Raw genomic sequence first — 23,522 nt, forward strand, 5'->3', positions numbered from 1 at the left:
CAGGCTAGGAGTGCGACCGCCTGGCCGCCGACACCGCGAGCGACACCTTCACGGTCGCCACGGCCATGACCACCAGCACGACCAGCCGCGCCAGGCCGGCGCCGATGTCCGCGCCGCCGTCGTCGGGGACCAGCACGTCGAGCAGGGCCAGCACCACGACCGCCCCCGTCACCACGAACCCGGTCCGCCGCGCGTCGGCGTCCTGCCCGGTCACGAGCAGGACGCCGGCGGCGAGGCCGCACACGTAGGCGGCCACCTGGAGCAGCCATGGCAGGGTCCCCGGGTCGGAGGCGGGCCGCGACCCGCTCACCGCGATCGCCGCCCCGGTCAGGACGACGAACAGCAACAGCGCGATCAGGGCCTGCGGCCTGCGGTCCACGGCGGTCTCCTCCGGCTCGGGTCGCCTCAGTAGGCGATCGCGGTCGCTGGATCTTGGAGCAGCGCCCCGATGTCGGCAAGGACCTTCGACCCGAGCTCGCCGTCGACGATCCGGTGGTCGAAGGAGAGCGCGAGCGTGGTGACCTGCCGCGGCCGCACCTTGCCCTTGTGCACCCAGGGCATCTCCCGCACGGCGCCGAAGGCCAGGATCGCCGCCTCACCCGGGTTCAGGATGGGCGTGCCGGTGTCGACGCCGAAGACCCCCACGTTGGTGATCGTGAGCGTCCCGCCGGTCATGTCCTGCGGCGCCGTCCTGCCCGCACGGGCGGTCTCGGTGAGCTCGCCCAGGGCGGTGGCCAGCTCGGCCAGCGACAGCCGGCCGGCGTCCTTGATGTTCGGGACGACGAGGCCGCGCGGGGTCGCCGCGGCGATGCCGAGGTTGACCCGGCCGTGCACCACGATCTCCTGGGCCGCCTCGTCCCAGCTGCTGTTGACCATCGGGTGCCGCTGCGCGGCGAGCAGCACCGCCCTGGCGACGAACGCCAGCGGGCTGAGCCGGACGCCCGCGAACTCCGGGCGGGCGGCCAGGCGGGCGCGCAGCTTCATCATGCGGGTGACGTCGACGGTCAGGAACTCCGTCACGTGCGGGGCGGTGAAGGCGCTGGCCACCATCGCGGCGGCGGTGTGCCTGCGCACGCCCTTGACCGGGATCCGCTCGCCCCCTTCCGGGGCCGAAATGGCCATTTCGGCCCCGGACGTGGCCGCGGCGAGCGCGGCGTCGACGTCGGCCCGGGTGATGACACCGCCGGCTCCGGTGCCGGTGATCGTCGCGAGGTCGACGCCGAGGTCCTTGGCGTACTTCCGGACCGGGGGCTTGGCCAGCGGGCGCGGGCCCCGTCGGCCCGGCACCGCCTCCCGCGCCGGTGCGGCTGCCTCGCTGAGCGCCGCGGCCTCGGCCTGCCTGCCGACCTCCAGGCCCCCGTGCCGCACCGGCTTCGTGCGCATGTCCGGCGCGGTGGCCAGCAGCGGCGGCGCGTCGTCGGGCACCGGCGGGGCCACGGGCGTGCCGGTGGCGTGGGCCGCCGTCCGGCGGGGACGGCGGCGGGCCTCGGTGGAGCGCGGGCCGTAGCCGACCAGCACCGCAGTGCGGCCGTTGGCGTTCGTCTCGCCGATCAGGCCCGAGCCGGCCGGCGCGGGCGCGGCCGGCGCGTCGCCCCCGACGTCGATGGTGATGATCGGCGCGCCGACGTCGACCATCGTCCCGGCCTCGAAGAGCAGCTCGACGACGGTGCCGGCGAACGGCGAGGGCAGCTCGACGGCGGCCTTCGCCGTCTCGACCTCGCAGAGCGGCTGGTTGACCGTGACCGTGTCGCCGACGGCGACCAGCCACTGCAAGATCTCGCCCTCGGTCAGGCCCTCGCCGACGTCGGGGAGCTTGAACTGGCGCAGCGTCGCGTTCGTCATCGCTCAGAACCCCATCGAACGGTCGACGGCGTCCAGCACCCGGTCGAGGTCGGGGAGGTACTCCTCCTCGAGCTTCGACGGCGGGTACGGGGTGTCGTACCCGCCGACCCGCAGCACCGGCGCCTCCAGGGAGTGGAAGCAGGTCTCGGTGACCCGGGCGGCGATCTCCGCGCCCAGGCCCAGGCTCGTCGGTGCCTCGTGGACCACGACGCACCGCCCGGTGCGCCGCACCGACTCCACGACCGGGTCGAGGTCCAGCGGCGCGACCGTGCGCAGGTCGATGACCTCCAGCGAGCGGCCCTCCTCGGCGGCCGCCTCGGCCGCCTGCAGCGCCGTCTTCACCATCGGGCCGTAGGCCAGGACGGTGACGTCGTCCCCACCGCGCACCACGCGCGAGCCGAACAGCGGGTCCGGGGTGGCGTCGACGTCGACCTCCGCCTTCTCCCAGTAGCGGCGCTTGGGCTCCAGGAAGACCACCGGGTCGGGGTGGGCGATCGCCTGCTGGATCCCCCAGTACGCGTCGACCGGGTTGCTGACGGCGACGACCTTGAGCCCCGCGGTGTGGGCGAAGTAGGCCTCCGGGCTCTCGCTGTGGTGCTCCACCGCGCCGATGCCGCCGCCCATCGGGATCCGGATGACGATCGGCATCGCCACCCTGCCCTTCGACCGGGCGTGCATCTTGGCCACCTGCGTGACGATCTGGTTGTAGGCGGGGAAGACGAAGCCGTCGAACTGGATCTCGCAGACCGGCCGGTAGCCGCGCATGGCCAGGCCGACGGCGGTACCGAGGATGCCGGCCTCGGCCAGCGGGGTGTCGACGACGCGGGCCTCGCCGAAGTCCTTCTGCAGGCCGTCGGTGATCCGGAAGACGCCACCGAGCCTGCCGATGTCCTCGCCCATCAGCACGACCTTCGCGTCGTCCTCCATGGCCCGGCGCAGCCCGAGGTTCAGCGCCTTGCCGATCGTCAGCGTCTCGGTCACCGCTCCCCCTCGAAGCTCGCCCGGTACGCCACGAACTCGTCCCGCTGGGCGGCGAGGTGCGGCGTCTGCTCGGCGTAGACGTGGTCGAACATCTCCGTCGGCGCGGGGTCGGGCATCTCCACGGTGCCCCGCCGGATGCCGACGGCGAGCTCGTCGGCCTCGGCCTCGACGGCGTCGAAGAACTGCGCGTCGGCCGCGCCGCTGCGCGACAGGTGGGCCTTGAGCCGGGCGATCGGGTCGCGCAGCTTCCACTCCTCCAGCTCGCCGGCCAGCCGGTAGCGGGTGGGGTCGTCGGAGGTCGTGTGCGCGCCCATCCGGTAGGTGAAGGCCTCGATGAACGTCGGGCCCTGCCCCTCGCGGGCGGCCTGCAGGGCGGCCCGCGTCACCGCGAGGACGGCCAGGACGTCGTTGCCGTCGACCCGCACGCCGGGGAAGCCGAAGCCGGCGGCCCGCTGGTAGAGCGGCACCCGGGACTGGCGCTCCAGCGGGACGCTGATGGCGTACTGGTTGTTCTGGCAGAAGAAGACGACGGGCGCGGAGAAGCTGGCGGCCCAGATCATCGCCTCGTTGACCTCGCCCTGGCTGGTCGCGCCGTCGCCGAGGAAGGCGAGCACGGCCTGCTCGGCGCCGTCGCGCTGGACGCCCATGGCGTAGCCGGTGGCGTGCAGGCACTGGGAGCCGATGACGATCGTGTACAGGCTGAACCCGGTGGCCACGGGGTCCCAGCCGCCGTTGTCCACGCCGCGGAACAGGCTCATGACGTGCAGCGGGTCCACCCCGCGCGCCCAGGCCACGCCGTGCTCGCGGTAGGTCGGGAAGGCCATGTCGCCCTCGGCCATGGCCCGGCCGGCGCCGATCTGCGCGGCCTCCTGACCGAGCAGGGAGGCCCAGATGCCGAGCTCGCCCTGGCGTTGTAGCGCGGTGGCCTCGGCGTCCCAGCGGCGGACGAGCACCAGGTCGCGGTAGAGAGCGCGCAGCTCCTCGTCGGTGATGTCGAGGGAGTAGTCCGGGTGCTCGACCCGGTCGCCCTCGGGCGTGAGGAGCTGGACGGTGTCGCTGCCGCGCTCCGGCGGCAGGTGGGGAGCGGCGGCCCCCGGGACCGGGTCGACCACCTCGATGGTCTCTGGCAACGCTGTCACGGTCGCGCTCCTCGCCTCGGCCACCGCCACCGGGGTCACCGGTGCCGCGGTGGTGCTCGACGTCCCGCCGGGTGTGGCGGTCCTCACACATCCTGACACGCGAGGGCGCCCGGACAACAGTCCTGGTCCGCACCAGTCTGCGCGGTCCTCGACGCAGGGTCTGTTCAGATCGGCTACCGCGACCCGGCCCGAGGTGCCAGACTGCTCAACGTGCCTGAGGTCGACGCCACCGATGCCCGGTTGCTGCTGGCCCTGACCGAGGACCCCCGTGCGAGTGTGATGGCGCTGTCGCAGCGGCTCGGGCTGGCCCGCGGCACCGTGCAGACGCGGCTGGCCCGGCTGGAGGGCAACGGCGCCCTGGCGCCGCTGGACCAGCGCGTGCGGCCGGAGTCCCTGGGCTACCGGCTGGGCGCCTACATGTCGGTGCAGGTGGCCCAGCGGGACCTCACCGAGGTCGGTGACGCCCTGGCCGGCCTGCCGGAGGTGCTCGAGGTGACCGGCCTGTCCGGCGCCACGGACCTGCTCGTGCACGTGGTGGCCACCGACGCCGACCACCTGTGGCGGATCACCGAGGCGGTCCTCGCCATCCCCGGGGTGCAGCGCGTGGACACCGCCCTGGCCATGCGCCGTTTCGTCGACCGGCGGGTGGCCCCCCTCCTGGAGCGGGCGGCCGGGCCGGCCGCGGACTGACCGGTTCCGGCGCGTCATGCCCTCGGGGCGGCGCGTCGTCCTAGGGTGCGCCGTGCCCAGTCGCCGGCCGCGCCACGTCGCCCCCCTGCTCGTCGCCCTGCTGGGCGGCCCGCTGGTCCTCGCCGGCTGCGGCCCGGAGATGGTGGACGGGACCATCGAGCCGTTCACCACCAGCGGCGGCGAGGTCGTCGCGCAGGAGCGGTGCGCCGGGGACGGCTTCGAGTGCGTGACCCTGACGGTGCCGTCGGACCACTTCGCCGCCGCCTCCCGCGAGTGGGAGGTGACCTTCGCGGTGCGGGAGGCCGACGGGGAGTCCCGCGGCATCCTCGTGACGGCCACCGGCGGGCCCGGCTCCAGCGGCATCCTGCTGGCCGAGTCCTACGTCGCCGCGCTGGACCCGGCCATCACCGACTCCTACGACCTGGTCTTCTTCGACCAGCGGGGCATCGGCCGCTCCGAGCCCTTCGCCTGCGACGACGCGATCGCGGGCTTCGACCCGTTCATCGACGCCTCGGCCGACGAGGAGGAGCGGGACCGGTACGCCCGGCGCGCCGAGGACTTCGGTGCCCGGTGCTTCGAGGAGGCCGGGTTCTCCCCCGCCGAGGCGCCGCTGTTCGCCACCCGGCAGGCCGTCGAGGACCTCGAGACCTTCCGCGAGTGGTACGGCGCCGAGCAGCTGACGCTCTACGGCGAGAGCTACGGGACGCAGTTCCAGCAGGCGTACGCCGCCGCCCACCCCGACCGGGTGCAGAGCCTCGTGCTCGACGGCGTCGTCGACCCGCAGACGCCGATCCGCTCGTTCGTGGCGGAGAGCGCCCGGGCCTACAGCGACGTCCTCGCCGCCACGCTGGCCGGCTGCGACGCCGACCCGGCCTGCGCCGCCGACGCCCCGGGCCGGTCCGCGGCAGCCTACGACGAGCTGGCCGCGGAGCTGGCCGAGGCGCCCCGCGCCTACGACTACCCGCTCCCCGACGGCGGCTCGGAGGAGCGCGAGCTGACCATCGAGGAGCTGGAGTCCGCGGCGGCGGGCTCGATGAGCGCACCCCACCAGCGCCTCCGCCTGGCCCGCGCGGTCAACGCTGCCGTCGAGGGCGACGAGCTGCCGCTGGCGCGGCTCGCCGCCGCCGGCGCCGGTGCCGACCCCAACACCGGCGAGGTGGCTCCCGACCCCACCTTCTCCCCCGCCCTCTTCCTCGCCGTCGAGTGCCAGGACTACCCCTTCGTGCCCGAGGGCAGCTCCCCGCGCGCCGAGCTCGACTCCTGGCTCGACGGGGCGGCCGAGGCCGGCATCGGTGACCTGCGGCTGGGCGACGTCTACTACGCCGACCTGCCCTGCCTGTTCTGGCCGCGCGGCGAGAAGCCGGCGCCCGCCCCGCCTGCGCCCGCGGACCCCGCCCACCCGGTGCTGCTGCTGACCGCCGACACCGACCCGAACACCCCGGCGGCCAACGCCCTCCGCGTGCACGCACGGGACCCCGACTCCGCCCTGGTCGTGCTGCCCGGCGGCCCCCACGTCCTGTTCGGGTGGGGCTACCCGTGCGTCGACCGGGCGGTGCTGCGGCTGCTGGAGTCCGGCCGCCTGCCCGCGCGCCCGGAGACGACCTGCGACGACCTCGTGGCCGGGACCTACACGGCCCTGCCGCCCGAGGACGCCGCCGGCTACGACGACCCCTACGAGACCCTGGACCTGCTGCTCACCGAGGTGCTCGGGCCCACCTTCGAGACCTGGCCGGGCGGGGCGCCGCTCGCGCTGGGGTGCCCCGAGGGCGGGACGGCCGAGTACCGCCTCGACCTCTCCGGCACGGTGGAGGTCGAGCTGGACGGGTGCGCGTGGACGCCGGACGTCCCCGTGGACGGCACGGTGGAGGTGGCCGACGCCGGGCTGGGCGACGCCACCATGACCGTCACGCTGCCTTTCGCGGAGCTGGAGCTGCGCGCCAGCGGCCGGCTGACCGGCACGTTCCGCGGGCAGGAGGTCGACTGACCCGCGGCGCCTCAGCTCGGGCGGCGCACCCGCACCGGGCCGCGGGCGCCGTGGACGTCCACCACCGCGCCGCCCTGGGTCACCTCGACCTCGCCGGCGGCCGCCAGCCGGCCGGCCGCGGCGCGCGCTGCCGGCATGAGGTCCCGCCAGGCCTCCGGGTCGACGGCGCGGGCGGCCTCGGACGGGCAGATCGAGGAGTCGGCGCTGCGCCGGTCGAGCAGCTCACCGATCGCCCGCTCCAGCCGCGCGCCGACGTCGTCCACACGGCCAGCGTGCCGGTCCCGGGACGGGGCCGCCAGCACGGGTGAGTGCCGGGCACGGTCGCGGGTAGGGGCCGCCGGTCGCCCACCCGTGCCCGAGGAGCCCCGTGACACCCACCGACCGCGAGCTGCTGCAGGAGCTGCTCCACGCCTACGGCCCCGGCGGGCAGGAGGACGACGTCCGGGAGGTGTGCCGGCGGGCGCTCGAGCCCCTGGTCGACGAGCTGACCGTGGACGCGGCGGGGAACCTCGTGGGGCTGGTCCGCGGCAGCGACGCCGCGGCGCCGGTGGTCCGCGTCATGGCGCACATGGACGAGCTCTCCATGATCGTCAAGCGGGTGGAGGCGGACGGGGCCCTCCGGCTCTCGCAGCTGGGCACGATGTACCCCGCCAACTTCGGGCTGGGGCCGCTCACCGTGCTCGGCGACGAGGCGCAGCTCACCGCCGTGCTGATGCTGGGGTCGGAGCACACCACCCCGGAGACCACGCAGGTCTGGCAGACCAAGCCCGACGGCGGGGACCGGGCGATGCAGTGGAGCGACGTGCACGCCTTCACCGGCAGCTCGCCCGAGGAGCTCGAGGCGGCCGGCGTGCACGCCGGCACCCGGGTCTGCGTCCACCGGGCCCGGCGCACGCTGGTCGACGTCGGCGACTTCGTCGCCAGCTACTTCCTCGACGACCGGGCGGCGCTCACCGCGCTGGTCGCGGCCGCGCGGCTGCTCCGCGAGGGCGGAGGGCCGGCGGGGGACGCCTACCTCGTCTGCACGGCCGGCGAGGAGATGGGCGGCATCGGCGCCACCTGGGCCAGCCGTCACCTGCCCGGCGACATCACCCTGGCGCTGGACGTCGGCCCGGCCGAGCCCGAGTACCAGGTGGGCGTCGACTCCGGCCCGGTGGTCGCCTACGCCGACGACGCCGTCGTCTACGACAAGGCCATCTCCGACCGCCTGCTCGCGCTCGGCCGGGAGCTCGGGCTGGCGCCGCGGGCCGCCGTCTGGGAGTCCTTCGACTCCGACGGGTCGCAGGCCAAGAGCCACGGGCAGACGGCCCGGGCCGCGCTGGTCTCCCTGCCCACCCTCAGCACGCACGGCTACGAGGTGCAGCACCGCGACACCGTGGGCCGGGTCGCCCGGCTGGTGGCCGAGTACCTGCGGCGGCCGGTCTGAGGCGTGTGCCGTCCCGGCCTGCGGGTACGGGCGGCGCCATGAAGCGGACCCCTCTCGGCGTGAGCGGCAAGGGCAAGCGCGGCATCAGCACGCTCGGCTGGGCGCTGCGGGGCGCGGCCGCGGGTGCGGCCGGGAGCACGGCGCTCAACGCCGTCACCTACCTGGACATGGCCGTCCGCGGGCGGGGCACCAGCTCCACCCCGGAGGACACGGTCGAGCGGCTGTCCGACGCCGCGCACGTGCCGGTCCCCGGTGACGACGAGACGCGGCAGAACCGCGTGCAGGGCCTGGGCCCGCTGCTGGGGCTGGTGGCCGGCGTCGGCGTCGGGACGCTGGGGGGCCTCGCCCGCTCCCGCGGCTACCTGTCGGCCAAGCCCGTCGGCATCGCGCTCACGACGGCCGGCGTGATGGTGGCGGCCAACGGCCCGATGGCGGCGCTCGGCGTCACGGACCCGCGCACGTGGTCGGCGACGGACTGGGTCAGCGACCTGGTCCCGCACCTGGTCTACGGCGTCGTCGTCAAGAACACGATCGACGCCTTCGACCGCCCCTGACACAGTTCCCCCGTGCACGAGATCACCAGCGAGGAGGAGCTCCGCGCGCTGCTCGGGGAGCCGGTGCCCGCGGCGCTGGCCAAGGAGCGCACGGCGCTCGCCGATGTCGACCGGGAGTGGCTCGCCGCCTCCCCGTTCTGCCTGGTGGCGACCAGCTCCGCCGACGGCACCTGCGACGTCTCGCCGAAGGGTGACCCGCCCGGCTTCACGCTCGTCCTCGACGAGCGGACCGTCGCGATCCCGGAGCGGGCGGGGAACCGGCGGGCCGACGGCTACCGCAACGTCCTGGCCAACCCGCACGTCGGGCTGATCTACCTGCTCCCGGGCCGTACCGACACGTTGCGGATCAACGGCCGCGCCCGGCTGACCACCGATCCCACCCTGCTCGACCGCATGGTGGTGAAGGGGCACCGCCCGGTGCTGGCCGTCGTCGTCGACGTCGAGCAGGTGTTCCACCACTGCGGCAAGGCGTTCCTGCGCTCGCAGCTGTGGGACCCGGAGAGCTGGCGGCCGGACGTCGTGCCGACCCGTGCCCGGATCGCGCACGCGCTCGAGCGGAAGGACGAGCCGCTCGAGGAGCTGGAGCGCTACTACTCCTCCGCCGCCTACTCCGCCGGGCTCTACCCCGCGAGCTGAGCCCTAGCGCCAGCCGCCCTCGTCCACGCCACCGGGCACGGGCGCGGCGGGGTCGTAGGGCGTGCGGGTGAAGACGAACGTGTCCAGGTCCAGGTGGTCGTCGGCGATGCGCAGCGTCTCGCCGGCGTAGTAGCCGTCCAGGCCCACCCAGCGGCCGTCGTCCCGGCGGGCGAACCGGCTCGCCCGCCCGGCGCGGCCCGGGAGCGGCCCGAGGTGCAGCATCCCGCCGGCCACCGCCCGCAGCACGACCGGCGACGGGCCCCAGAACCAGACGCCGAGGGAGTCCAGCGGCACCGGGGACGGCGACGGCGCCCAGGCCTCCACGACCCGGGGCTCGGCGGCGCGCAGGTCGGCCAGCAGGCCGAAGACCAGGGGGTCGACGCCGCTGGTCGCGTTGGCCAGCGAGACGGCGCCGGTCTGCTCCTCGCGGTCGACGAAGACCCCGGCCAGGAAGCCGGGCATCGACCCGCCGTGGCCCACCAGGGTGCGGCCGTCGAGCCGCATCACCTGGACCCCCAGGCCGTAGGCCGACCACCCGACGGCGGAGGAGTCCACGCCGGCGGGGACGGTCATCTCCTCCAGCGTGCCGGGGTCCAGCACGTCAGCGGTGTCGCCCAGCAGGAACGCGGCGAAGCGGCCCAGGTCGGCCAGCGTCGCCCACAGCTGCCCGGCCGCCGCCATGACGCCCGCGTGGTGCTCCGGCTCGGGCAGGACGACGTCGGCCCAGGGGTGCACCGCCAGGCCCTCCGCCGCCGGGGCGGCCGGTCGCGGGGTGGTGCGCCGCATCCCCAGCGGCGCCAGCACCTCGGTGGTGACGGCGTCCTCCCACGACGTCCCGCGCAGCCGCGCGACGAGCTCGCCGAGCAGGCCGAAGCCGAGGTTGGAGTAGTGGAACCGCCGGGCCGCGCCGAGGACGACGTCGGCGCCACCCAGGCCCAGCTCCTCCAGCGAGCCGCCGGGGGTGCGCTCCCACCAGCCGCCGGGGCTCTCCGCCGAGGCGCCGGCCAGGTGGGAGAGCAGCTGGCCGACGGTGCGGTCGCCGAAAGGCGTGCCGGGGAGGTGCCGCTCCAGCCGGTCGTCGAGCCCGAGCAGGCCCTCGTCCCGCAGCCGCATGACGACGACGGCGGTCACGGTCTTGCTGATCGAGCCCAGCCGGTACTGGACGTCGGTGTGCGGCCCGGGCACGTCGCCGCGGCCGGCCGACCACGCCAGGCCGCCGTCGCGGACCACGCCGGCGACCAGGCTCGGGGCGCGCCCGTCGCGCTGGACGCGGGCGGTGCGGGCGAGCAGGAGGCGGGCGGTCGAGGGCAGCACGGTCTCGGGCACGACGCCGACCGTATCGGCCGCCGTCGGGGTCAGGTGGTGGGCACCGGCTCCGGGAGCGGGAGCCGGCCGTTGGCGGTGGCCCAGCGGTCGAACCAGATGGTGGCCAGCGGCGGCACCGAGGCCACCAGCGCGAGGAACGTCGTCCGGTGGTCCCAGCGCAGCACCCGCCAGGCCACGACGGTGACCACCAGGTACAGCATGAAGACGCCGCCGTGGACCGGGCCGAAGATCTGCACCCCGCGCTCGGAGTCGCCCAGGACGTACTTGACGAACATCCCACCGAGCAGCAGGAGCCAGGAGGCGGCCTCGGCCAGGGCGACGGCACGGAAGAGCTGGGCGACGGTGCTGGGCTTCACGCCCCCATGGTCCCTGACGGAGCGGCCGGCCAGCGGGTGGGCCTGCTCACCGGCCCGTCGGTGCCCGGTGGCAGGGTCGGGGTGTGCGAGGGCTGGCGCGGCGCGAGTTCTGCCTCGTGCTGCTGCGCCGGATGGCCGACGTCCGCCCCGACCTGGTCGCCGAGGCGCTCCCCCGGCTGGGTGCGACCCGCGCCGAGGCGCACGCCGCGCACACCCGGTGGCAGGCGCTGCAGCACTCGCGGCGGGCACCGCGCGGGCTGGCGCTGCGCTCGGCGGTGCTCGGCCCGCCGGAGGAGCTGGAGGACCGGCGGTTCGGCGACCTGGACGTGCAGGTGCGCCGCTGGCCGCTGCCGCTGTGGCCGCACCTCCTCTGGGAGGTGGTGAGCGGGCCGGGCGGGTCGGTGCTGCACGAGCACCTGGCCCGCGCCCCCGGGTCGCCGGTCCCGCCCGCGACCGCCGGGCGGCTGCTGGTCTGGGAGCACGTGCTCGACGACGTCGTCGCGGTCCCGGGCGCGCGGAGCGTCGACCCCGGCGTGGTCACGCGCTGGGAGGTTCGGCTCCCCGGTGGCCCGCGGACGACCTTCGTCTGGGGGCTGCTGCAGCGGGTGGAGCCGCCCCTGCCTCAGCCGGCGATGCGGCGGGCCCCGCTGTAGCCGCCGACCGAGTCCAGCGGCGCCACCTTGACGACGTCGCCGGAGGTCGGGGCGTGCACCATCTGGCCGTTGCCGATGTAGATGCCCACGTGGCTCACCGGGCGGTAGAAGAAGACCAGGTCACCGCGCTGCAGCTGGTCGCGGGAGACCGCCTGGCCCATGCCGGACTGGCTGCGGCTGGAGTGCGGCAGGCTGATGCCGGCCGCCCGGTAGGCGAACTGGGTCAGGCCCGAGCAGTCGAAGCTGCGGGGGCCGGAGGCCGCCCAGACGTAGGGCTTGCCGCGCTGCGCCATGGCGGTGTCGACGGCGACCTGCGCGGCCTGGCTGTTGGCGACGACCGGGCCGCTGGGGGCGGGGGCCTGGCGGTCGTCGCGGCTGGCCCGGGTGCCCTCGGGCCGCTCCCCGGCGTCCTCGGCCGCGGCCGGGTGCGCGGCCTGGGCGACGGCGGCCTGCCGCTCCTCGGCGCTGAGCCGGTTGAACTGGGCCTTGAAGTCGTCGATCTGCTTCTGCAGGTCCGCCTGCTGCGCGGCGACGGCGTCGTAGGTGGCCTGCGCCTCGGTGGCGGCCTGCTGCGCGGTGGCCTGCGCCTGGGCGGCGGCGACGTTGGCGGCCGCGGCCCGCTCCACGATGCCGGTCTGGTGGCCGGCGATGGTCTGCAGGGTGGTGACCCGGGAGACGAACTCGTCGGCCGAGCCGCTGGTCATCATCGCCTGGAAGGAGCCCATGCTCTCGCCGGTGAAGGCGGTGCGGGCGACCGCGCGCACCGACTGCTGCGCGGCGGCGAGCTCGGCGGTGGCCCGCTCGAGCTCTGCCCCGGCGGCGACGGCGGCGGCCTGCTGGGCGGCCAGCGCGTCCCGGGCCTCGTTGAACTGCTCGGTGACGACCTCGAGCTGGTGGCCCCGCTCGGCGACCAGGCGCGCGGCGTCCGCCGAGGTGGTCGGGGCGCCCGGCGTGGCCGAGGCGGGCGCGGAGGCGAGCAGGATGCCGACGGTGCCGGCGAGAGCGATGCCGGCCCGGCGCAGGGTGCTGCGGCGGGCGGACGTGCGCAGGGGGGACGCCATCGTGCGGCGACTCTCCGATCTCTTCCACGAGCCGCCTACCGGGTTAGCTGACGGGTTCGGGCGGGAGTGCGCCCGGCGGGACGGACGAGTCCGTCTCACTTCACCCCTGTGCTGCGGTGGGTCCCCGGTCCGGCACCCACGCCTGTGCGGGTGGCCGGCTCGACGGCGCCCGGCGGGGGTCACTCAGGCAGTGACTGAAAGCCCCGGCGGACGCACTCACCGTAAGTGCCGTGACCGGGCCGTGACAATCCCCGGAACGACATTTGTGTAATTCGCTGTGGGCGCTGGGTCACATCGGCTGGTAACCCTCCCGCCGCCACGCGGACGCACGGTTTCGGCCCCCGGCCCCGGGACCACTACCGGTACATGGACCTCCGCAAGCCGCTGCTGCTCCTCGCCCTCGTGGGCTCGCTCGTCGCCTGCGGCGACAACACCGACGTCCAGCGCGGCGAGACCAACTGCGACTCGACCTCCGACCAGGCGAACAACCCGCACGACGCGAGCTGCGAGGAGACCGGCTCGAACGACGGCAACAGCAACCCGTGACCGGGACGCGGTGAGCCGGCGGCCGACCGACGCGCCGGGCACCCCTCCGGCCCGCGGCTCCTGGCGGGCGGCGGCCACGGCCGTCACCGCCGGCGTCCGGTCCGGGCTGGTCGGCCGGGACCTCGCGCTGCTCGCCGCCGGGCTGACGTTCTACGCGGGCATCGCGGTGGTGCCGCTGCTGCTGCTGGCCTTCGCCCTGACCGCCTGGCTGACGTCCCCCGAGCGCGTGCACGAGCTGGGCGGCCGGGTCGCCGACCTGCTGCCCGGAGAGCTCGGCGCACCTGAGGCGGTGGCCCGCCTGGTGGACGCCGGGGTGGGCCTCAGCCCGCTCGGCGCCCTCCTGGCGCTGGTCCCGATGACGTTCTACGGCGAGGGCCTCCGGCGGGCCCTGCTGCGCTTCAGCTCCCGCGAGGAGGGGCTGACCGGCTGGCGGGGGCGGCTCGCCTCCCTACCGCTGCTGCTGCTGGCCCCCGTCCTGCTCTACCCGCTGCTGCTGGCCGGGGCGGCGATGGCCGACCTCGCCGAGCGCGGAGGCGCCGCAGCCACGCTCGGCCAGCTGGCAGTGGGCTTCTACTCGGTGCTGGCCGCGCTGACGGTGCCGCTCGCGTTCGGGTTCCGCGTCGTCGCCGGGGGCCGGGTGGGCCTGCAGGCCCTGCTCGTCGGCGCCCTCTTCACCGCCGCGTGCGTGTCGGGGTTCCTCCAGGGCTTCGTGCTCTTCCTGTCCCTGCCGCTGGACCTGGGCGCCCCGTTCGGCGGCCTCGACGTCATCGGTGGCGTCGTCGCCGTCGGGCTGTGGCTGTTCGTGCTGCACCTGGTCGTCGTCATCGGCTGGCTGGTCACCCGGGCCCTGGACGAGGTGCTGGGCGGCCCGGCTGCTGTGCCGGTGGCGCCGGGACGGTAGGAACAGGGCATGCCCGACTCGATGCTGGCCGGCCGGCTCAACGTGCGCACCCGCGAGTTCGTCGTCAAGGAGGTGCCGAAGCCGACCCCGGGGCCGGGCGAGGTGCTGGTCAAGGTGGCGGCCGCGGGCATCTGCCTGTCCGACGTGCACCTCATCGAGGGGCAGCTCTCCCCGCTCTTCCTGGCCGGCGACGAGGTGACCCTCGGCCACGAGGTCGCCGGCACGGTCGTGGAGCACGCCGACGACGTCGCCGGGTGGGCCGAGGGGCAGCGGGTGCTGCTGCAGGCCGGCGAGCTCAAGGGCGAGTGGGTGCACACCCGCGGCGTCGACTACGACGGCGGCTGGGCGGAGTACGCCCTCGCCACCGCCGACACCCTCGTGCCGATCCCGGACGACCTGCCGTTCGAGCAGGCCTGCATCGTGCCCGACGCCGTCTCCACGCCGTGGGCCTCGATCGTGGCGACGGCGCAGGTGCGCGCCGCCCAGCCCGTCGGCGTCTGGGGCATCGGCGGGCTGGGCGCGCACGCGGTGCAGCTGCTGCGGCTGGCCGGCGCCGCGCCCATCGTCGCCGTCGACCCGGTGCCCGCCGCCCGGCAGCGCGCGCTGGACTTCGGCGCCGACCTGGCCCTGGATCCGTCGGACGACATCGCCGCCCGGGTGCGCGAGCTGACCGGCGGCGCGGGCCTGGCCGCCGCCTTCGACTTCGCCGGCGTGGCGCCGGTGCGCGAGCAGGCGGTGCGCTGCCTCGAGCGGAACGGCGCGCTGGTGCTCGTCGGCCTCACCGACCAGCCGCTGACCATCCGCAACGGCACGCAGTTCAGCTACTTCGGCCAGCGAATCCTGGGCCACTACGGCTCCGAGCCCGGCCACGTGCAGGAGCTCGTGGACCTGATCCGGCACCACCGGCTGGACCTCTCCCGCTCGATCTCCGGCACCCTGCCGCTCACCGAGGCGGCCGAGGGCGTCGAGCGGCTGGCGCAGAAGCAGGGCGACCCCATCCGGCTGGTCATCACGCCCTGACCGGGCGAGGCCCTTGCGCGGCGCCGCGGGCCACGCCAGCCTGCTCCTGTGGGAACCGCCCGGTCCGCGCTGCTGCTCGGCGCAGTGGCCTGTCTTCTGGCCGGCTGCGCCTCCGCGGGGGCGGATGAGGACAGGACCCTCGACGGCCCGGTCGCCCTCGTGGCGCCGACGCCCGGCGGCCCACCCCTCCAGGGTCCGGCGCCGCTGCCGGAGGAGGCGCTCGGCCTCCCGCCCGTGACGGCGGAGATGCACGCGGTCCTCGACGAGGTGCAGCGGCGCTGGGGCGGCCACCCGGACCTGGGCCAGCCGGAGATCAGCCGCGACCGGGCCCTGGTCGTCCTGCGCTGGCACGGGACGCCGCCGCCCGGGCTGTCCGCCCTGGCCGGGAGCCGGGACGGCGGCACCTTCGAGGTCCGGGTGGAGGAGACCCCCTTCCGCGACGGCGAGCTGGTCGAGGAGGCCGGCCGGCTCGTCCGCGAGAACCCGGGCGTGGTCACCGCCGCGGGCCCGCGCGCCGCGGGCGACGGCATCGTGGTCGGCCTGCACCCCTCGGTCGCCGAGGACGGGCCGGAGCGGCTCGGCCTCACCAGCCGCTTCCCGCTCTTCCCGGAGGTGATGGACGCGCCGGTCCCGATCCCCGCCGGCTGACCTCAGGCGCGGTCGCCGGGCTCCACGATGCGCACGTCCACCGCGCGGAACTGGCCCGGGGTGGTCAGCAGCACGGCCTTGGTCGGCTCCCCCACGTCGAGGAACGTCCCGGCGCGCAGCGCGGCCAGGGGGCGCAGCCGGGGGTCGGCGAGCACGTCGTCGACCAGGCCGCGGTCCCCGCCGGTGAACAGCGCCGCCAGCCCGTCGACGTGCGGCAGCAGGACGCGCGCCGCGGTGTCGACCGCGGCACCCACGACGGCGTCGGTCTGGTTGGACCGCCGCCGGGCGAACCGCTGCTGCGACCAGCCCCCGGCCGCCGTCCGGCCCTGCACCTGCCGCGCGTCGACCTTGGAGACGACGAGGCCGTCGCCGTCGAAGACGCCGACCGCCCACCGGCCCCGCCGCACGAGGAGGACGGCGGCGCGGTGCTCGCGCTGGGCGGCAGCGGTGAAGGAGGCCAGCAGCGGCACCTCCGGCGCCCAGCCGAACGGCGCCCGGAGCGTGACGGCCGTGCTGTCGGCGCAGGTGACCGCGAGCCCGCCGTCGACCACCGCCACCTCGGTGAAGGCCCCGTGCCGGGTGGCGACGCCGTCCAGCCAGCGACCGAGCCGCGCGGGTGCGACGCCGAGCTGCCGACCGCCCCCGGCGGCCGGCCGGGGCCGGGTCACCGGGTCAGCCGGCCAGCGCGGGCTCGCTGACGTGCTCGGCCGGCACGTGCAGCAGCCGCTGGAAGGCCAGGACGACGAGCGCGGCGACCCCGGCGGAGGCGGTGGCGACGACGAACGCCGTGTTGGCACCCCAGACGTCCACGATCTTGCCCGCGACCGAGGCGCCCAGCGCGACGCCGAGGCCGAGCGCGGTGCCGATCCAGGTGAAGGCCTCGGTCACCGCCGACCGGGGCACCAGCAGCTCGGCGAGGGTGAAGGAGCTGATCAGCGAGGGCGAGACCGCGATCCCGGCGATGACCACGAAGGGCAGCATCACCCACAGGTCCTCGATGAGCACGAGCGGGACGGTGAGGACGGTCAGCAGCAGGAGGGCGACGGCCAGCCGGCGGCGCAGCGGCGTGTGCCAGTGCACGGCGCCCCAGCCGATGCCGCTGGCCATGGAACCGACCGCCAGCCCGGCGATCAGCACCCCGGAGACGGACTTGGCGCCGACCTCCTCGGCGAAGGCGACCAGGGCGATCTCGAGCGTGCCGAGGATGGCGCCCACGGCCGCGCCGACCACGAACAGCACGCGCAGGCCGGTGGTGCGGATGGCCGAGGGGCCCTGCCGGCTCACGTGCCCGTGGGGCTCGGGCTCGGTCTTGCGCTGCGCCGCGAACAGCAGGCTGCCCACGGTGGCCAGCGCGAAGGCGGTGACCACGCCCGAGGTGGCGTGCCCGGTGGTGGAGAGGAAGGTGACCAGCACCGGGCCGACGATGAAGGCGAACTCGTCGACGACGGACTCCATCGCCAGCGCGGTGGGCAGCCGGTGGCTGCCGCGCAGCAGGTGGGTCCAGCGCACGCGGATCATCGAGGAGACCGGCGGGATGCAGGCCCCGGCCAGGCCGGCGGTGACGAACACGATCCACAGCGGCCAGTCCTCGCGCACCGAGAAGAGGAACGCGGCGCCGGAGAGGACGAAGACGAGCAGGACCGGCAGGAGCACCTTGCGCTGCCCGTGCGTGTCGGCCCAGCGGCCGAACAGCGGCCCCGCGATCGCGGTGGTGACCGCGCCGACGGCGGCGACCGCCCCGCCGAGGCCGTAGGAACCGGTTTCCGCGGCGACCAGCAGGACGCAGCCCAGGCCGACCATCGACAGCGGGAGCCGGCCGATGAACGCCGCCAGGACCATGGGCAGGGCATGCGGGGTCCGCAGGACCTGCAGGTACGGATTGGCCACGAGCGGGGATGCCTCCGGGAAGGGGGAGGGGGCTAGGTCACGCTAACCGACCGGGGGACCGCACGCCCCGGCGACGAACCGTGCAACGGACGAACGAGGCCCGGAACCACCGGGGTTCCGGGCCTCGTTCGTCACCCCCTGCGGGGCGGCGATCAGCTCAGGCGGCTCTTGAGGATCTCGAGCTCGTCCCACATGGTGCTGGGGAGCTTGTCGCCGAACTTCTCGAACCACTCGGTGATCTGCGGGATCTCCGCCTGCCACTCCTCGGGCTTGACGGCGAGGGCCTTCTCGACCTGCTCGGGCGTCATGTCCAGGCCGGAGACGTCGAGGGAGTCGACCGTGGGCACGTGGCCGACGGGCGTCTCGACGGCGGCAGCGGTGCCCTCGAGGCGCTCGATGACCCACTTGAGCACGCGGCTGTTCTCACCGAAGCCCGGCCACAGGAAGCCGCCGTCCTCGTCCCGGCGGAACCAGTTGACGTAGAAGATCTTCGGCAGCTTGGTGGCGTCGGCCTGCTTGCCGGTGTTCACCCAGTGGCCGAAGTAGTCGGCGGCGTTGTAGCCGATGAACGGCAGCATGGCGAAGGGGTCGCGGCGGATGACGCCGACCGCGCCGGTGGCGGCGGCGGTGGTCTCCGAGGACAGCGTCGCGCCCATGAAGACGCCGTGGTTCCAGTCCCGGGCCTCGCTGACCAGCGGGATCGTGGTCTTGCGGCGGCCGCCGAAGAGGATGGCCGAGATCGGCACGCCCTTCGGGTCCTCGTACTCCGGCGCCAGGATCGGGCACTGGGTGATCGGGGTGCAGAACCGGCTGTTCGGGTGGCTGGACAGCTCGTCGCTGTCCGGCGTCCAGTCGCGGCCCTTCCAGTCGGTGAGGTGCGCCGGGGGCTCCTCGGTCATGCCCTCCCACCAGACGTCGCCGTCGTCGGTCAGGGCGACGTTGGTGAAGACCGAGTTCCCCTTGTCGATGGTGCGCATGGCGTTGGGGTTGGTGTCCCAGCCCGTGCCCGGCGCGACCCCGAACAGGCCGTACTCCGGGTTGGTCGCGTAGAGGCGGCCGTCCTCGCCGAAGCGCATCCAGGCGATGTCGTCGCCGATGGTCTCGACCTTCCAGCCCGGGATGGTCGGCTCGAGCATGGCCAGGTTCGTCTTGCCGCACGCCGAGGGGAAGGCGCCGGCGACGTAGTAGGTCTTCTGCTGCGGGCTGGTGAGCTTGAGGATCAGCATGTGCTCGGCCAGCCAGCCCTCGTCGCGGGCCATGGCGGAGGCGATCCGCAGCGCGTAGGCCTTCTTGCCCAGCAGCGCGTTGCCGCCGTAGCCGGAGCCGTAGGACCAGATCATGCGCTCCTCGGGGAACTGCACGATATACTTGGTCTGGCTGCACGGCCACGGGACGTCGGCCTGGCCGGGCTCGAGCGGGGCGCCGAGGGAGTGCATGGCGGGGACGAACGGGCGGTCGGTGCCCAGGGCCTCGAGCACGCGGCTGCCGATGCGCGCCATGACGCGCATGGAGACGACGACGTACTCGGAGTCGGTGATCTCGACGCCGAACATCGGGTGCTCGGCCTCGATCGGGCCCATGCAGAAGGGGATGACGTACATCGTGCGACCACGCATGGAGCCGCGGTACAGCTCCGTCATGATCGACTTCATCTCATTCGGGTCCATCCAGTTGTTGGTGGGACCCGCGTCGGCCTCGTCGACCGAGCAGATGAAGGTGCGGTCCTCGACGCGCGCGACGTCGCTGGGGTCGGAGGCGCACCAGTAGGAGTTCGGCTTCTTCTCCAGCGGCCGGAAGGTGCCGGCCTCCACGAGCTTCTGGGTGAGCCGCGCGGACTCCTCCTCGCTGCCGTCCACCCAGACCACCTGGTCCGGCGTCGTCAGCTCGGCCATCTCCCGCACCCAGGCGAGCAGCCGGGCGTGCGTGGTGGGGGCGTTCTCGAGACCGGGGGTGGCCACGGAAGTCACGGCGTCTCCATCCTCTGCGTGACCGGGGCGGAAACCTGCCCCGGCGGTCCTGCTCTAGCCGCTGCGACCGCGCCTGCGGCCGATCCGGATCGGGACAGGGTACAAGCGCGGACACACAGCTGTAACTGCGATGAATGTTACGTATAGGACGTCTACTCCTCAGCTCGGAAGAGCCTGGTGGGAGGCGTTGTTCGACACATCTCGTGAACACTCCCGCGCTCCTCGCACCGCTTCGCCTCCGGACCGTGACCCTCCGCAACCGGCTCGCGGTGGCGCCGATGTGCCAGTACTCGGTCACCGACGGCTTCGTCGGCGACTACCACCTGGTCCACCTCGGTCGGTTCGCCCTGGGCGGCTTCGGGCTGGTGCTCGTCGAGGCCACGGGCGTCACGCCGGAGGGCCGGATCAGCCACGGCGACGTCGGCCTGTGGTCCGACGAGCACGTGCCCGGCCTCGCCCGCGTCGTCGACTTCCTCCACGCCGAGGGCGCTGCTGCGGGCATCCAGCTGGCCCACGCCGGTGCCAAGGCCAGCAGCCTCCGCCCCTGGGACGGCAGCGGCCCGGTCACCGAGGAGAACGCCCGGCCCGGTGAGGCGCCGTGGCCGACGGTCTCGGCGTCCGACGTGCCCGCGGGTCCCGGCTGGCCGGTGCCGCACGCGCTCTCGGTCGAGGAGCTGGCGGAGGTGCGCGACGCGTTCGTCGCCGCCACCCGTCGCGCCGAGGCGGCCGGCTTCGACGTCGTCGAGGTGCACGCCGCGCACGGCTACCTGCTGCACCAGTTCCTCTCGCCGCTGAGCAACCGGCGCACGGACGGCTACGGCGGCTCCCGCGAGGCGCGCATGCGCTTCCCGCTCGAGGTCGTCGAGGCCGTCCGCGCGGCGTGGCCCGAGGAGAAGCCGCTGCTCGTCCGCGTCTCCGCCGTCGACGGCTCGACCGAGGGCCTGACCATCGAGGACACCGTGGCCTTCGCACGCGAGCTGCGCACGCTCGGGGTGGACGTCGTCGACGTCTCCGGTGGCGGGCTCGGCGGGGGCTGGGAGCACCCCATCGGCTACGGCTACCAGGTGCCCTACGCCGCCACGGTCCGCGAGCAGGCCGGCATCGCGACGATGGCCGTGGGGCTGGTCGTCGACGCCCGCCAGGCCGAGGCGGTCGTGGCGACCGGCGCGGCCGACCTCGTCGGGATCGCCCGGGAGGCGCAGGACGACCCCAACTTCGCCGTCCACGCCGCCCGCGAGCTCACCGACGCCTACGACACCTACCCGGTGCAGGCCGGGCCGCGGCTGGCCTCGCGCGACCGGCTGCTGGGCCGGCTGGGCCCGTGGGCGGGCCCGGACCCCGTGCAGGTCGTCCAGGCCTCCTGAGCGCTCAGGCCCGGTAGCCCGGGCCGACCTCGGCCCAGAAGGCGTCCCAGTCGGCGGGCGCCGCGCGCCCGCCGACCACGGAGTCGAACTTGTCGAGGTACCAGTGCCAGCCACCCGCGTAGTCGGTGACGTCGGTGCCGGGCGGGAAGTGCTGGAGGAAGCGCAGCACCGTGCGGTCCCCCGCCTCGCGCAGCTCGAGGTCGACCCGCCAGGGCTCCCCGTCCGCCTGCGGCCAGAGGACGACCAGGCGGTGGGGCGGCTCGCAGACCTCGATCGTCATCGGCTCGCCCACCGGCTCGGCCTCGTGCGTCATCGTGAAGGTGCCGGTGGCACCCACGCGGCGCTCGCCGTCGAACGTGCCGATCCAGCGGACCAGCCGGTCGGGCTCGGTGAGGGCCGACCACACGTCCTCGATCGGGTCGGGCCAGGAGCGGCGGAACTCCAGGCGACGGCGGCCGTCGGGCTCGTCGGTGACGACGCCGCGCCGGGTCTCGAGGTCTTCGGTCATGGGGCCTCTCCGTTCGTCCGTGCCCGCCGGCCGCGGGCGATCTCGGTGTCCAGGGCGTCCAGCCGCTGCGCCCACAGGTCGCGGTAGGGCTCCAGCCAGTCGTCCAGCTCGCGCAGCGGCGCGGGGTCCAGCGCGTAGCGCCGCTGCCGGCCGTCGGCCCGAACCCGGACCAGCCCGCTCTCGCGCAGCACCCGGAGGTGCCGGCTGATCGCGGGACGGCTGACGGAGAAGGGCTCGGCGAGCTCTCCCGCCGTGCGCTCGCCGCCGGCCAGCAGGGCCAGCAGCTCCCGCCGGATCGGGTCGGCCAGGGCCTGGAGCGCCTCCACGGGGCATGCGTAACACATCGGTTACGCGTCGACCAGGGGTTCGCCCGCGGGGCATCGGGATAGGAGGTCGGGCATGACCGTCACCGATCCCGACACCCCGGACCCGCTCAACGACCCCCGCACCACGCAGGCCGACCCGGGCGCCTACGGCGAGGGCGCCGACCTGGCGTCGACCGTGGACGACCCCGCGTCGACCGGCGAGGAGGAGCTGGCCACCAGCCAGACGCTCTCCGACGAGGCCGGCGGCGGCGACGTGACCGGCGGCGCCTTCTCCGACGGACCGTCGACCTGACCGTGTGACGGACCGGTCCTCCCGGGTATGTGGCGGCGACCACGCCCGCAGCACCCGAGGAGGACCTGATGGCCACCGGTGAGACCGGCTTCGAGGACGTCTACTACGACCTCATCTCCGTCCAGTACCACTCGCTCAAGGCCGGGCACGACTACGGCCAGTACGTCCGCGACGCCGAGAACGCCGGCCTCGACGACATCGCGGAGTTCTTCCGCAAGGTGATGAAGCAGGACTCCAAGCGCGCGGCCAAGTGCCACGAGTTCCTGGGCCGGCTGCAGGGCACCAGCCAGGGCGGTCCCGCCGCGAAGTGAGGCGCGGCAGGATGGCCGCGTGATCAGGACCCCGCTGACCCGCCGCTTCGAGCTGGGGACGCCGGTCATCGGTGCGCCGATGGCCGGCGTCTCCGGCGGCGCGCTGGCCGCCGCCGTCTCGCGCGCCGGTGGCCTCGGGATGGTCGGGGTGGCCGGGAACCACACCGCGGCCTTCGTCGCCGAGCAGTGCGCCATCCCGGGTCGCCTGCCGTTCGGCGTGGGCCTCATGGCCTGGGTGCTCGCGGACCGGCCCGACCTGTTGGCGGCGACGGTCGCGGCCCGGCCGGCGCTCGTGTCGGTCTCCTTCGGCGACCCCGGCCCGTACGTGGGCACGCTGCACGACGCCGGCATCGCGGTCGCCGCGCAGGTGAACACCGTCGCCGACGTGCACCGGGCGGTGGCCGCCGACGTCGACGTGCTCGTCGCGCAGGGCAGCGAGGCGGGCGGGCACACCGGGCACCGCGCGACCCTCCCGCTGCTGCAGGAGGTGTTGACGCTCACCGACCGCCCGGTGGTCGCGGCCGGCGGGATCGCCACCGGTCGCGGGATGGCCGCCGTCCTCGCCGCCGGAGCCGCGGGCGTCTGGGTCGGGACGCCGCTGCTCGCCTGCCCCGAGGGGCTCAACTCCCCCGCCGCCCGCGCCCGCGTGCGCGCCGCGGCCGGCGAGGACACCGTGCTCACCCGAGCGTTCGACGTCGCGCAGCGGCTGGCGTGGCCGGAGCGCTGGCCGGGCCGGGCGCTGGCCAACGAGTTCAGCCGCACCTGGCACGGCCGCGAGGCGGAGCTGGCGCACGACGACCTCGCCTCGCAGCGCGTCGTCGAGGCGCGGAGGAGCGACGACCTGGAGCAGGCGCCGCTCTACGCGGGCGAGTCCGTTGGCCTGGTCACCGAGGAGCGGTCGGCGACCGACGTCGTCCGGATGCTCACCGAGGACGCCGAGCGGGCGCTGCGCGCCGTGCCGGACCTGCTGGCCTAGATGTCGTGACCACGGACGTTGTTGACAGTCGGCGTGGTGGCTTGATCACGAAGGAGACCTCCGGAAGGAGTGGCGATGTCTGACGTCCCCACTCCCGACCGGAGGTCTCTGTGGCCCACGCTAACGCC

General features: G+C 74.9%; 27 protein-coding genes and 1 riboswitch. Of the genes, 14 read left to right on the forward strand and 13 right to left on the reverse strand.

Annotation, left to right across the window (positions count from 1 at the left end; translation table 11 throughout):
- Window positions 1-4 precede the first annotated feature (4 nt).
- From E4P43_RS08215 to pdhA, 4 genes are read right to left on the reverse strand one after another with little or no spacing between them, the layout of a single operon-like run.
- Window positions 5-379 (reverse strand): hypothetical protein, encoded by a 375-nt coding sequence (locus E4P43_RS08215; protein ID WP_135144970.1) that lies wholly within the window; start codon window positions 377-379, stop codon window positions 5-7.
- Window positions 380-405: 26 nt separating this feature from the next.
- On the reverse strand, window positions 406-1,842 hold the full coding sequence (locus E4P43_RS08220; protein ID WP_135144971.1) for a dihydrolipoamide acetyltransferase family protein: 1,437 nt from the start codon (window positions 1,840-1,842) through the stop codon (window positions 406-408).
- 3 nt (window positions 1,843-1,845) lie between these two features.
- Window positions 1,846-2,823 (reverse strand): alpha-ketoacid dehydrogenase subunit beta, encoded by a 978-nt coding sequence (locus tag E4P43_RS08225; RefSeq protein ID WP_135144972.1) that lies wholly within the window; start codon window positions 2,821-2,823, stop codon window positions 1,846-1,848.
- Entirely contained in the window at window positions 2,820-3,962 is a 1,143-nt protein-coding gene (pdhA, locus tag E4P43_RS08230) for a pyruvate dehydrogenase (acetyl-transferring) E1 component subunit alpha (RefSeq protein WP_135144973.1), read from the reverse strand. The genes E4P43_RS08225 and pdhA overlap by 4 nt, the downstream gene beginning before the upstream one ends.
- Window positions 3,963-4,172: 210 nt before the next feature.
- On the opposite strand from pdhA, the gene E4P43_RS08235 reads away from it, so the two are divergent.
- Entirely contained in the window at window positions 4,173-4,652 is a 480-nt protein-coding gene (locus E4P43_RS08235) for an Lrp/AsnC family transcriptional regulator (protein WP_135144974.1), read from the forward strand.
- 52 nt (window positions 4,653-4,704) lie between these two features.
- Entirely contained in the window at window positions 4,705-6,636 is a 1,932-nt protein-coding gene (locus tag E4P43_RS08240) for an alpha/beta hydrolase (protein WP_135144975.1), read from the forward strand.
- 11 nt (window positions 6,637-6,647) lie between these two features.
- Here the strand turns inward: E4P43_RS08240 and E4P43_RS08245 are convergent, their stop codons facing one another.
- Entirely contained in the window at window positions 6,648-6,899 is a 252-nt protein-coding gene (locus tag E4P43_RS08245) for a DUF3253 domain-containing protein (protein WP_135144976.1), read from the reverse strand.
- A 104-nt stretch (window positions 6,900-7,003) separates the two neighbouring features.
- Here E4P43_RS08245 and E4P43_RS08250 point away from each other — a divergent pair, with 104 nt between their 5' ends.
- The 3 genes from E4P43_RS08250 to E4P43_RS08260 are packed head-to-tail and all read left to right on the forward strand — an operon-like array spanning window position 7,004 to window position 9,252.
- On the forward strand, window positions 7,004-8,062 hold the full coding sequence (locus tag E4P43_RS08250) for a peptidase M42 (protein WP_135144977.1): 1,059 nt from the start codon (window positions 7,004-7,006) through the stop codon (window positions 8,060-8,062).
- Between the two features lie 38 nt (window positions 8,063-8,100).
- Window positions 8,101-8,616, forward strand: a complete 516-nt coding sequence (locus E4P43_RS08255) for a hypothetical protein (protein ID WP_135144978.1) — start codon at window positions 8,101-8,103, stop codon at window positions 8,614-8,616.
- Window positions 8,617-8,628: 12 nt separating this feature from the next.
- The gene (locus E4P43_RS08260) at window positions 8,629-9,252 is read left to right on the forward strand and encodes a pyridoxamine 5'-phosphate oxidase family protein (RefSeq protein ID WP_135144979.1); all 624 of its coding nucleotides are present in this window, start codon (window positions 8,629-8,631) and stop codon (window positions 9,250-9,252) included.
- A 3-nt stretch (window positions 9,253-9,255) separates the two neighbouring features.
- On the opposite strand, the gene E4P43_RS08265 is transcribed toward E4P43_RS08260, so the two are convergent.
- Together E4P43_RS08265 and E4P43_RS08270 are read right to left on the reverse strand one after the other, a co-directional pair.
- Window positions 9,256-10,578, reverse strand: a complete 1,323-nt coding sequence (locus E4P43_RS08265; RefSeq protein WP_135144980.1) for a serine hydrolase domain-containing protein — start codon at window positions 10,576-10,578, stop codon at window positions 9,256-9,258.
- Between the two features lie 29 nt (window positions 10,579-10,607).
- Complete coding sequence (locus E4P43_RS08270) at window positions 10,608-10,934, reverse strand: DUF3817 domain-containing protein (protein ID WP_135144981.1); 327 nt, start codon at window positions 10,932-10,934, stop codon at window positions 10,608-10,610.
- An 83-nt stretch (window positions 10,935-11,017) separates the two neighbouring features.
- Between E4P43_RS08270 and E4P43_RS08275 the strand changes: the two genes are divergently transcribed.
- Window positions 11,018-11,587, forward strand: coding sequence for a hypothetical protein (locus E4P43_RS08275; protein WP_209313789.1), 570 nt, complete (start codon window positions 11,018-11,020; stop codon window positions 11,585-11,587).
- Here E4P43_RS08275 and E4P43_RS08280 read toward each other — a convergent pair.
- The gene (locus tag E4P43_RS08280) at window positions 11,557-12,648 is read right to left on the reverse strand and encodes a C40 family peptidase (RefSeq protein WP_135144982.1); all 1,092 of its coding nucleotides are present in this window, start codon (window positions 12,646-12,648) and stop codon (window positions 11,557-11,559) included. The genes E4P43_RS08275 and E4P43_RS08280 overlap by 31 nt on opposite strands.
- 17 nt (window positions 12,649-12,665) lie before the next feature.
- Window positions 12,666-12,814: riboswitch (cyclic di-AMP (ydaO/yuaA leader) on the reverse strand.
- Window positions 12,815-13,014: 200 nt separating this feature from the next.
- Between E4P43_RS08280 and E4P43_RS08285 the strand changes: the two genes are divergently transcribed.
- From E4P43_RS08285 to E4P43_RS08300, 4 genes are read left to right on the forward strand one after another with little or no spacing between them, the layout of a single operon-like run.
- Window positions 13,015-13,194, forward strand: a complete 180-nt coding sequence (locus E4P43_RS08285) for a hypothetical protein (protein WP_135144983.1) — start codon at window positions 13,015-13,017, stop codon at window positions 13,192-13,194.
- Window positions 13,195-13,204: 10 nt separating this feature from the next.
- Complete coding sequence (locus E4P43_RS08290) at window positions 13,205-14,095, forward strand: YhjD/YihY/BrkB family envelope integrity protein (RefSeq protein WP_135144984.1); 891 nt, start codon at window positions 13,205-13,207, stop codon at window positions 14,093-14,095.
- A 9-nt stretch (window positions 14,096-14,104) separates the two neighbouring features.
- Window positions 14,105-15,115, forward strand: coding sequence for a zinc-binding dehydrogenase (locus tag E4P43_RS08295; RefSeq protein ID WP_167759124.1), 1,011 nt, complete (start codon window positions 14,105-14,107; stop codon window positions 15,113-15,115).
- Window positions 15,116-15,163: 48 nt separating this feature from the next.
- Window positions 15,164-15,763, forward strand: a complete 600-nt coding sequence (locus tag E4P43_RS08300; protein ID WP_135144985.1) for a hypothetical protein — start codon at window positions 15,164-15,166, stop codon at window positions 15,761-15,763.
- 2 nt (window positions 15,764-15,765) lie between these two features.
- Here E4P43_RS08300 and E4P43_RS08305 read toward each other — a convergent pair whose 3' ends face one another.
- The 3 genes from E4P43_RS08305 to E4P43_RS08315 all read right to left on the reverse strand — a co-directional run bounded on the left by E4P43_RS08305 (window position 15,766) and on the right by E4P43_RS08315 (window position 19,617).
- Window positions 15,766-16,431 (reverse strand): acVLRF1 family peptidyl-tRNA hydrolase, encoded by a 666-nt coding sequence (locus tag E4P43_RS08305; RefSeq protein WP_135144986.1) that lies wholly within the window; start codon window positions 16,429-16,431, stop codon window positions 15,766-15,768.
- A 4-nt stretch (window positions 16,432-16,435) separates the two neighbouring features.
- Window positions 16,436-17,650, reverse strand: a complete 1,215-nt coding sequence (locus E4P43_RS08310) for an MFS transporter (RefSeq protein ID WP_135144987.1) — start codon at window positions 17,648-17,650, stop codon at window positions 16,436-16,438.
- A gap of 152 nt (window positions 17,651-17,802) precedes the next feature.
- Entirely contained in the window at window positions 17,803-19,617 is a 1,815-nt protein-coding gene (locus E4P43_RS08315) for a phosphoenolpyruvate carboxykinase (GTP) (protein ID WP_135144988.1), read from the reverse strand.
- Between the two features lie 203 nt (window positions 19,618-19,820).
- On the opposite strand from E4P43_RS08315, the gene E4P43_RS08320 reads away from it, so the two are divergent.
- Entirely contained in the window at window positions 19,821-20,981 is a 1,161-nt protein-coding gene (locus E4P43_RS08320; protein ID WP_135144989.1) for an NADH:flavin oxidoreductase/NADH oxidase, read from the forward strand.
- 4 nt (window positions 20,982-20,985) lie between these two features.
- Here E4P43_RS08320 and E4P43_RS08325 read toward each other — a convergent pair whose 3' ends face one another.
- A complete protein-coding gene (locus E4P43_RS08325; protein WP_135144990.1) occupies window positions 20,986-21,489 on the reverse strand; it encodes an SRPBCC family protein in 504 nt (167 codons plus the stop codon).
- Window positions 21,486-21,815 carry a metalloregulator ArsR/SmtB family transcription factor gene (locus tag E4P43_RS08330; RefSeq protein ID WP_209313790.1) on the reverse strand — a complete coding sequence of 110 codons (330 nt, stop codon included), beginning with the start codon at window positions 21,813-21,815 and terminating at the stop codon, window positions 21,486-21,488. Before E4P43_RS08330 ends, E4P43_RS08325 begins: the two co-directional genes overlap by 4 nt.
- 73 nt (window positions 21,816-21,888) lie before the next feature.
- On the opposite strand from E4P43_RS08330, the gene E4P43_RS08335 reads away from it, so the two are divergent.
- From E4P43_RS08335 to E4P43_RS08345, 3 genes are all read left to right on the forward strand, one after another.
- Window positions 21,889-22,107 (forward strand): hypothetical protein, encoded by a 219-nt coding sequence (locus tag E4P43_RS08335; protein ID WP_135144992.1) that lies wholly within the window; start codon window positions 21,889-21,891, stop codon window positions 22,105-22,107.
- A gap of 68 nt (window positions 22,108-22,175) precedes the next feature.
- Window positions 22,176-22,418 (forward strand): acyl carrier protein, encoded by a 243-nt coding sequence (locus E4P43_RS08340; RefSeq protein ID WP_135144993.1) that lies wholly within the window; start codon window positions 22,176-22,178, stop codon window positions 22,416-22,418.
- Between the two features lie 19 nt (window positions 22,419-22,437).
- Complete coding sequence (locus E4P43_RS08345; RefSeq protein ID WP_135144994.1) at window positions 22,438-23,394, forward strand: nitronate monooxygenase; 957 nt, start codon at window positions 22,438-22,440, stop codon at window positions 23,392-23,394.
- The last annotated feature ends 128 nt before the right edge of the window (window positions 23,395-23,522 follow it).

Source organism: Blastococcus sp. TF02A-35 (assembly GCF_004571075.1).
Lineage (GTDB): Bacteria > Actinomycetota > Actinomycetes > Mycobacteriales > Geodermatophilaceae > Blastococcus.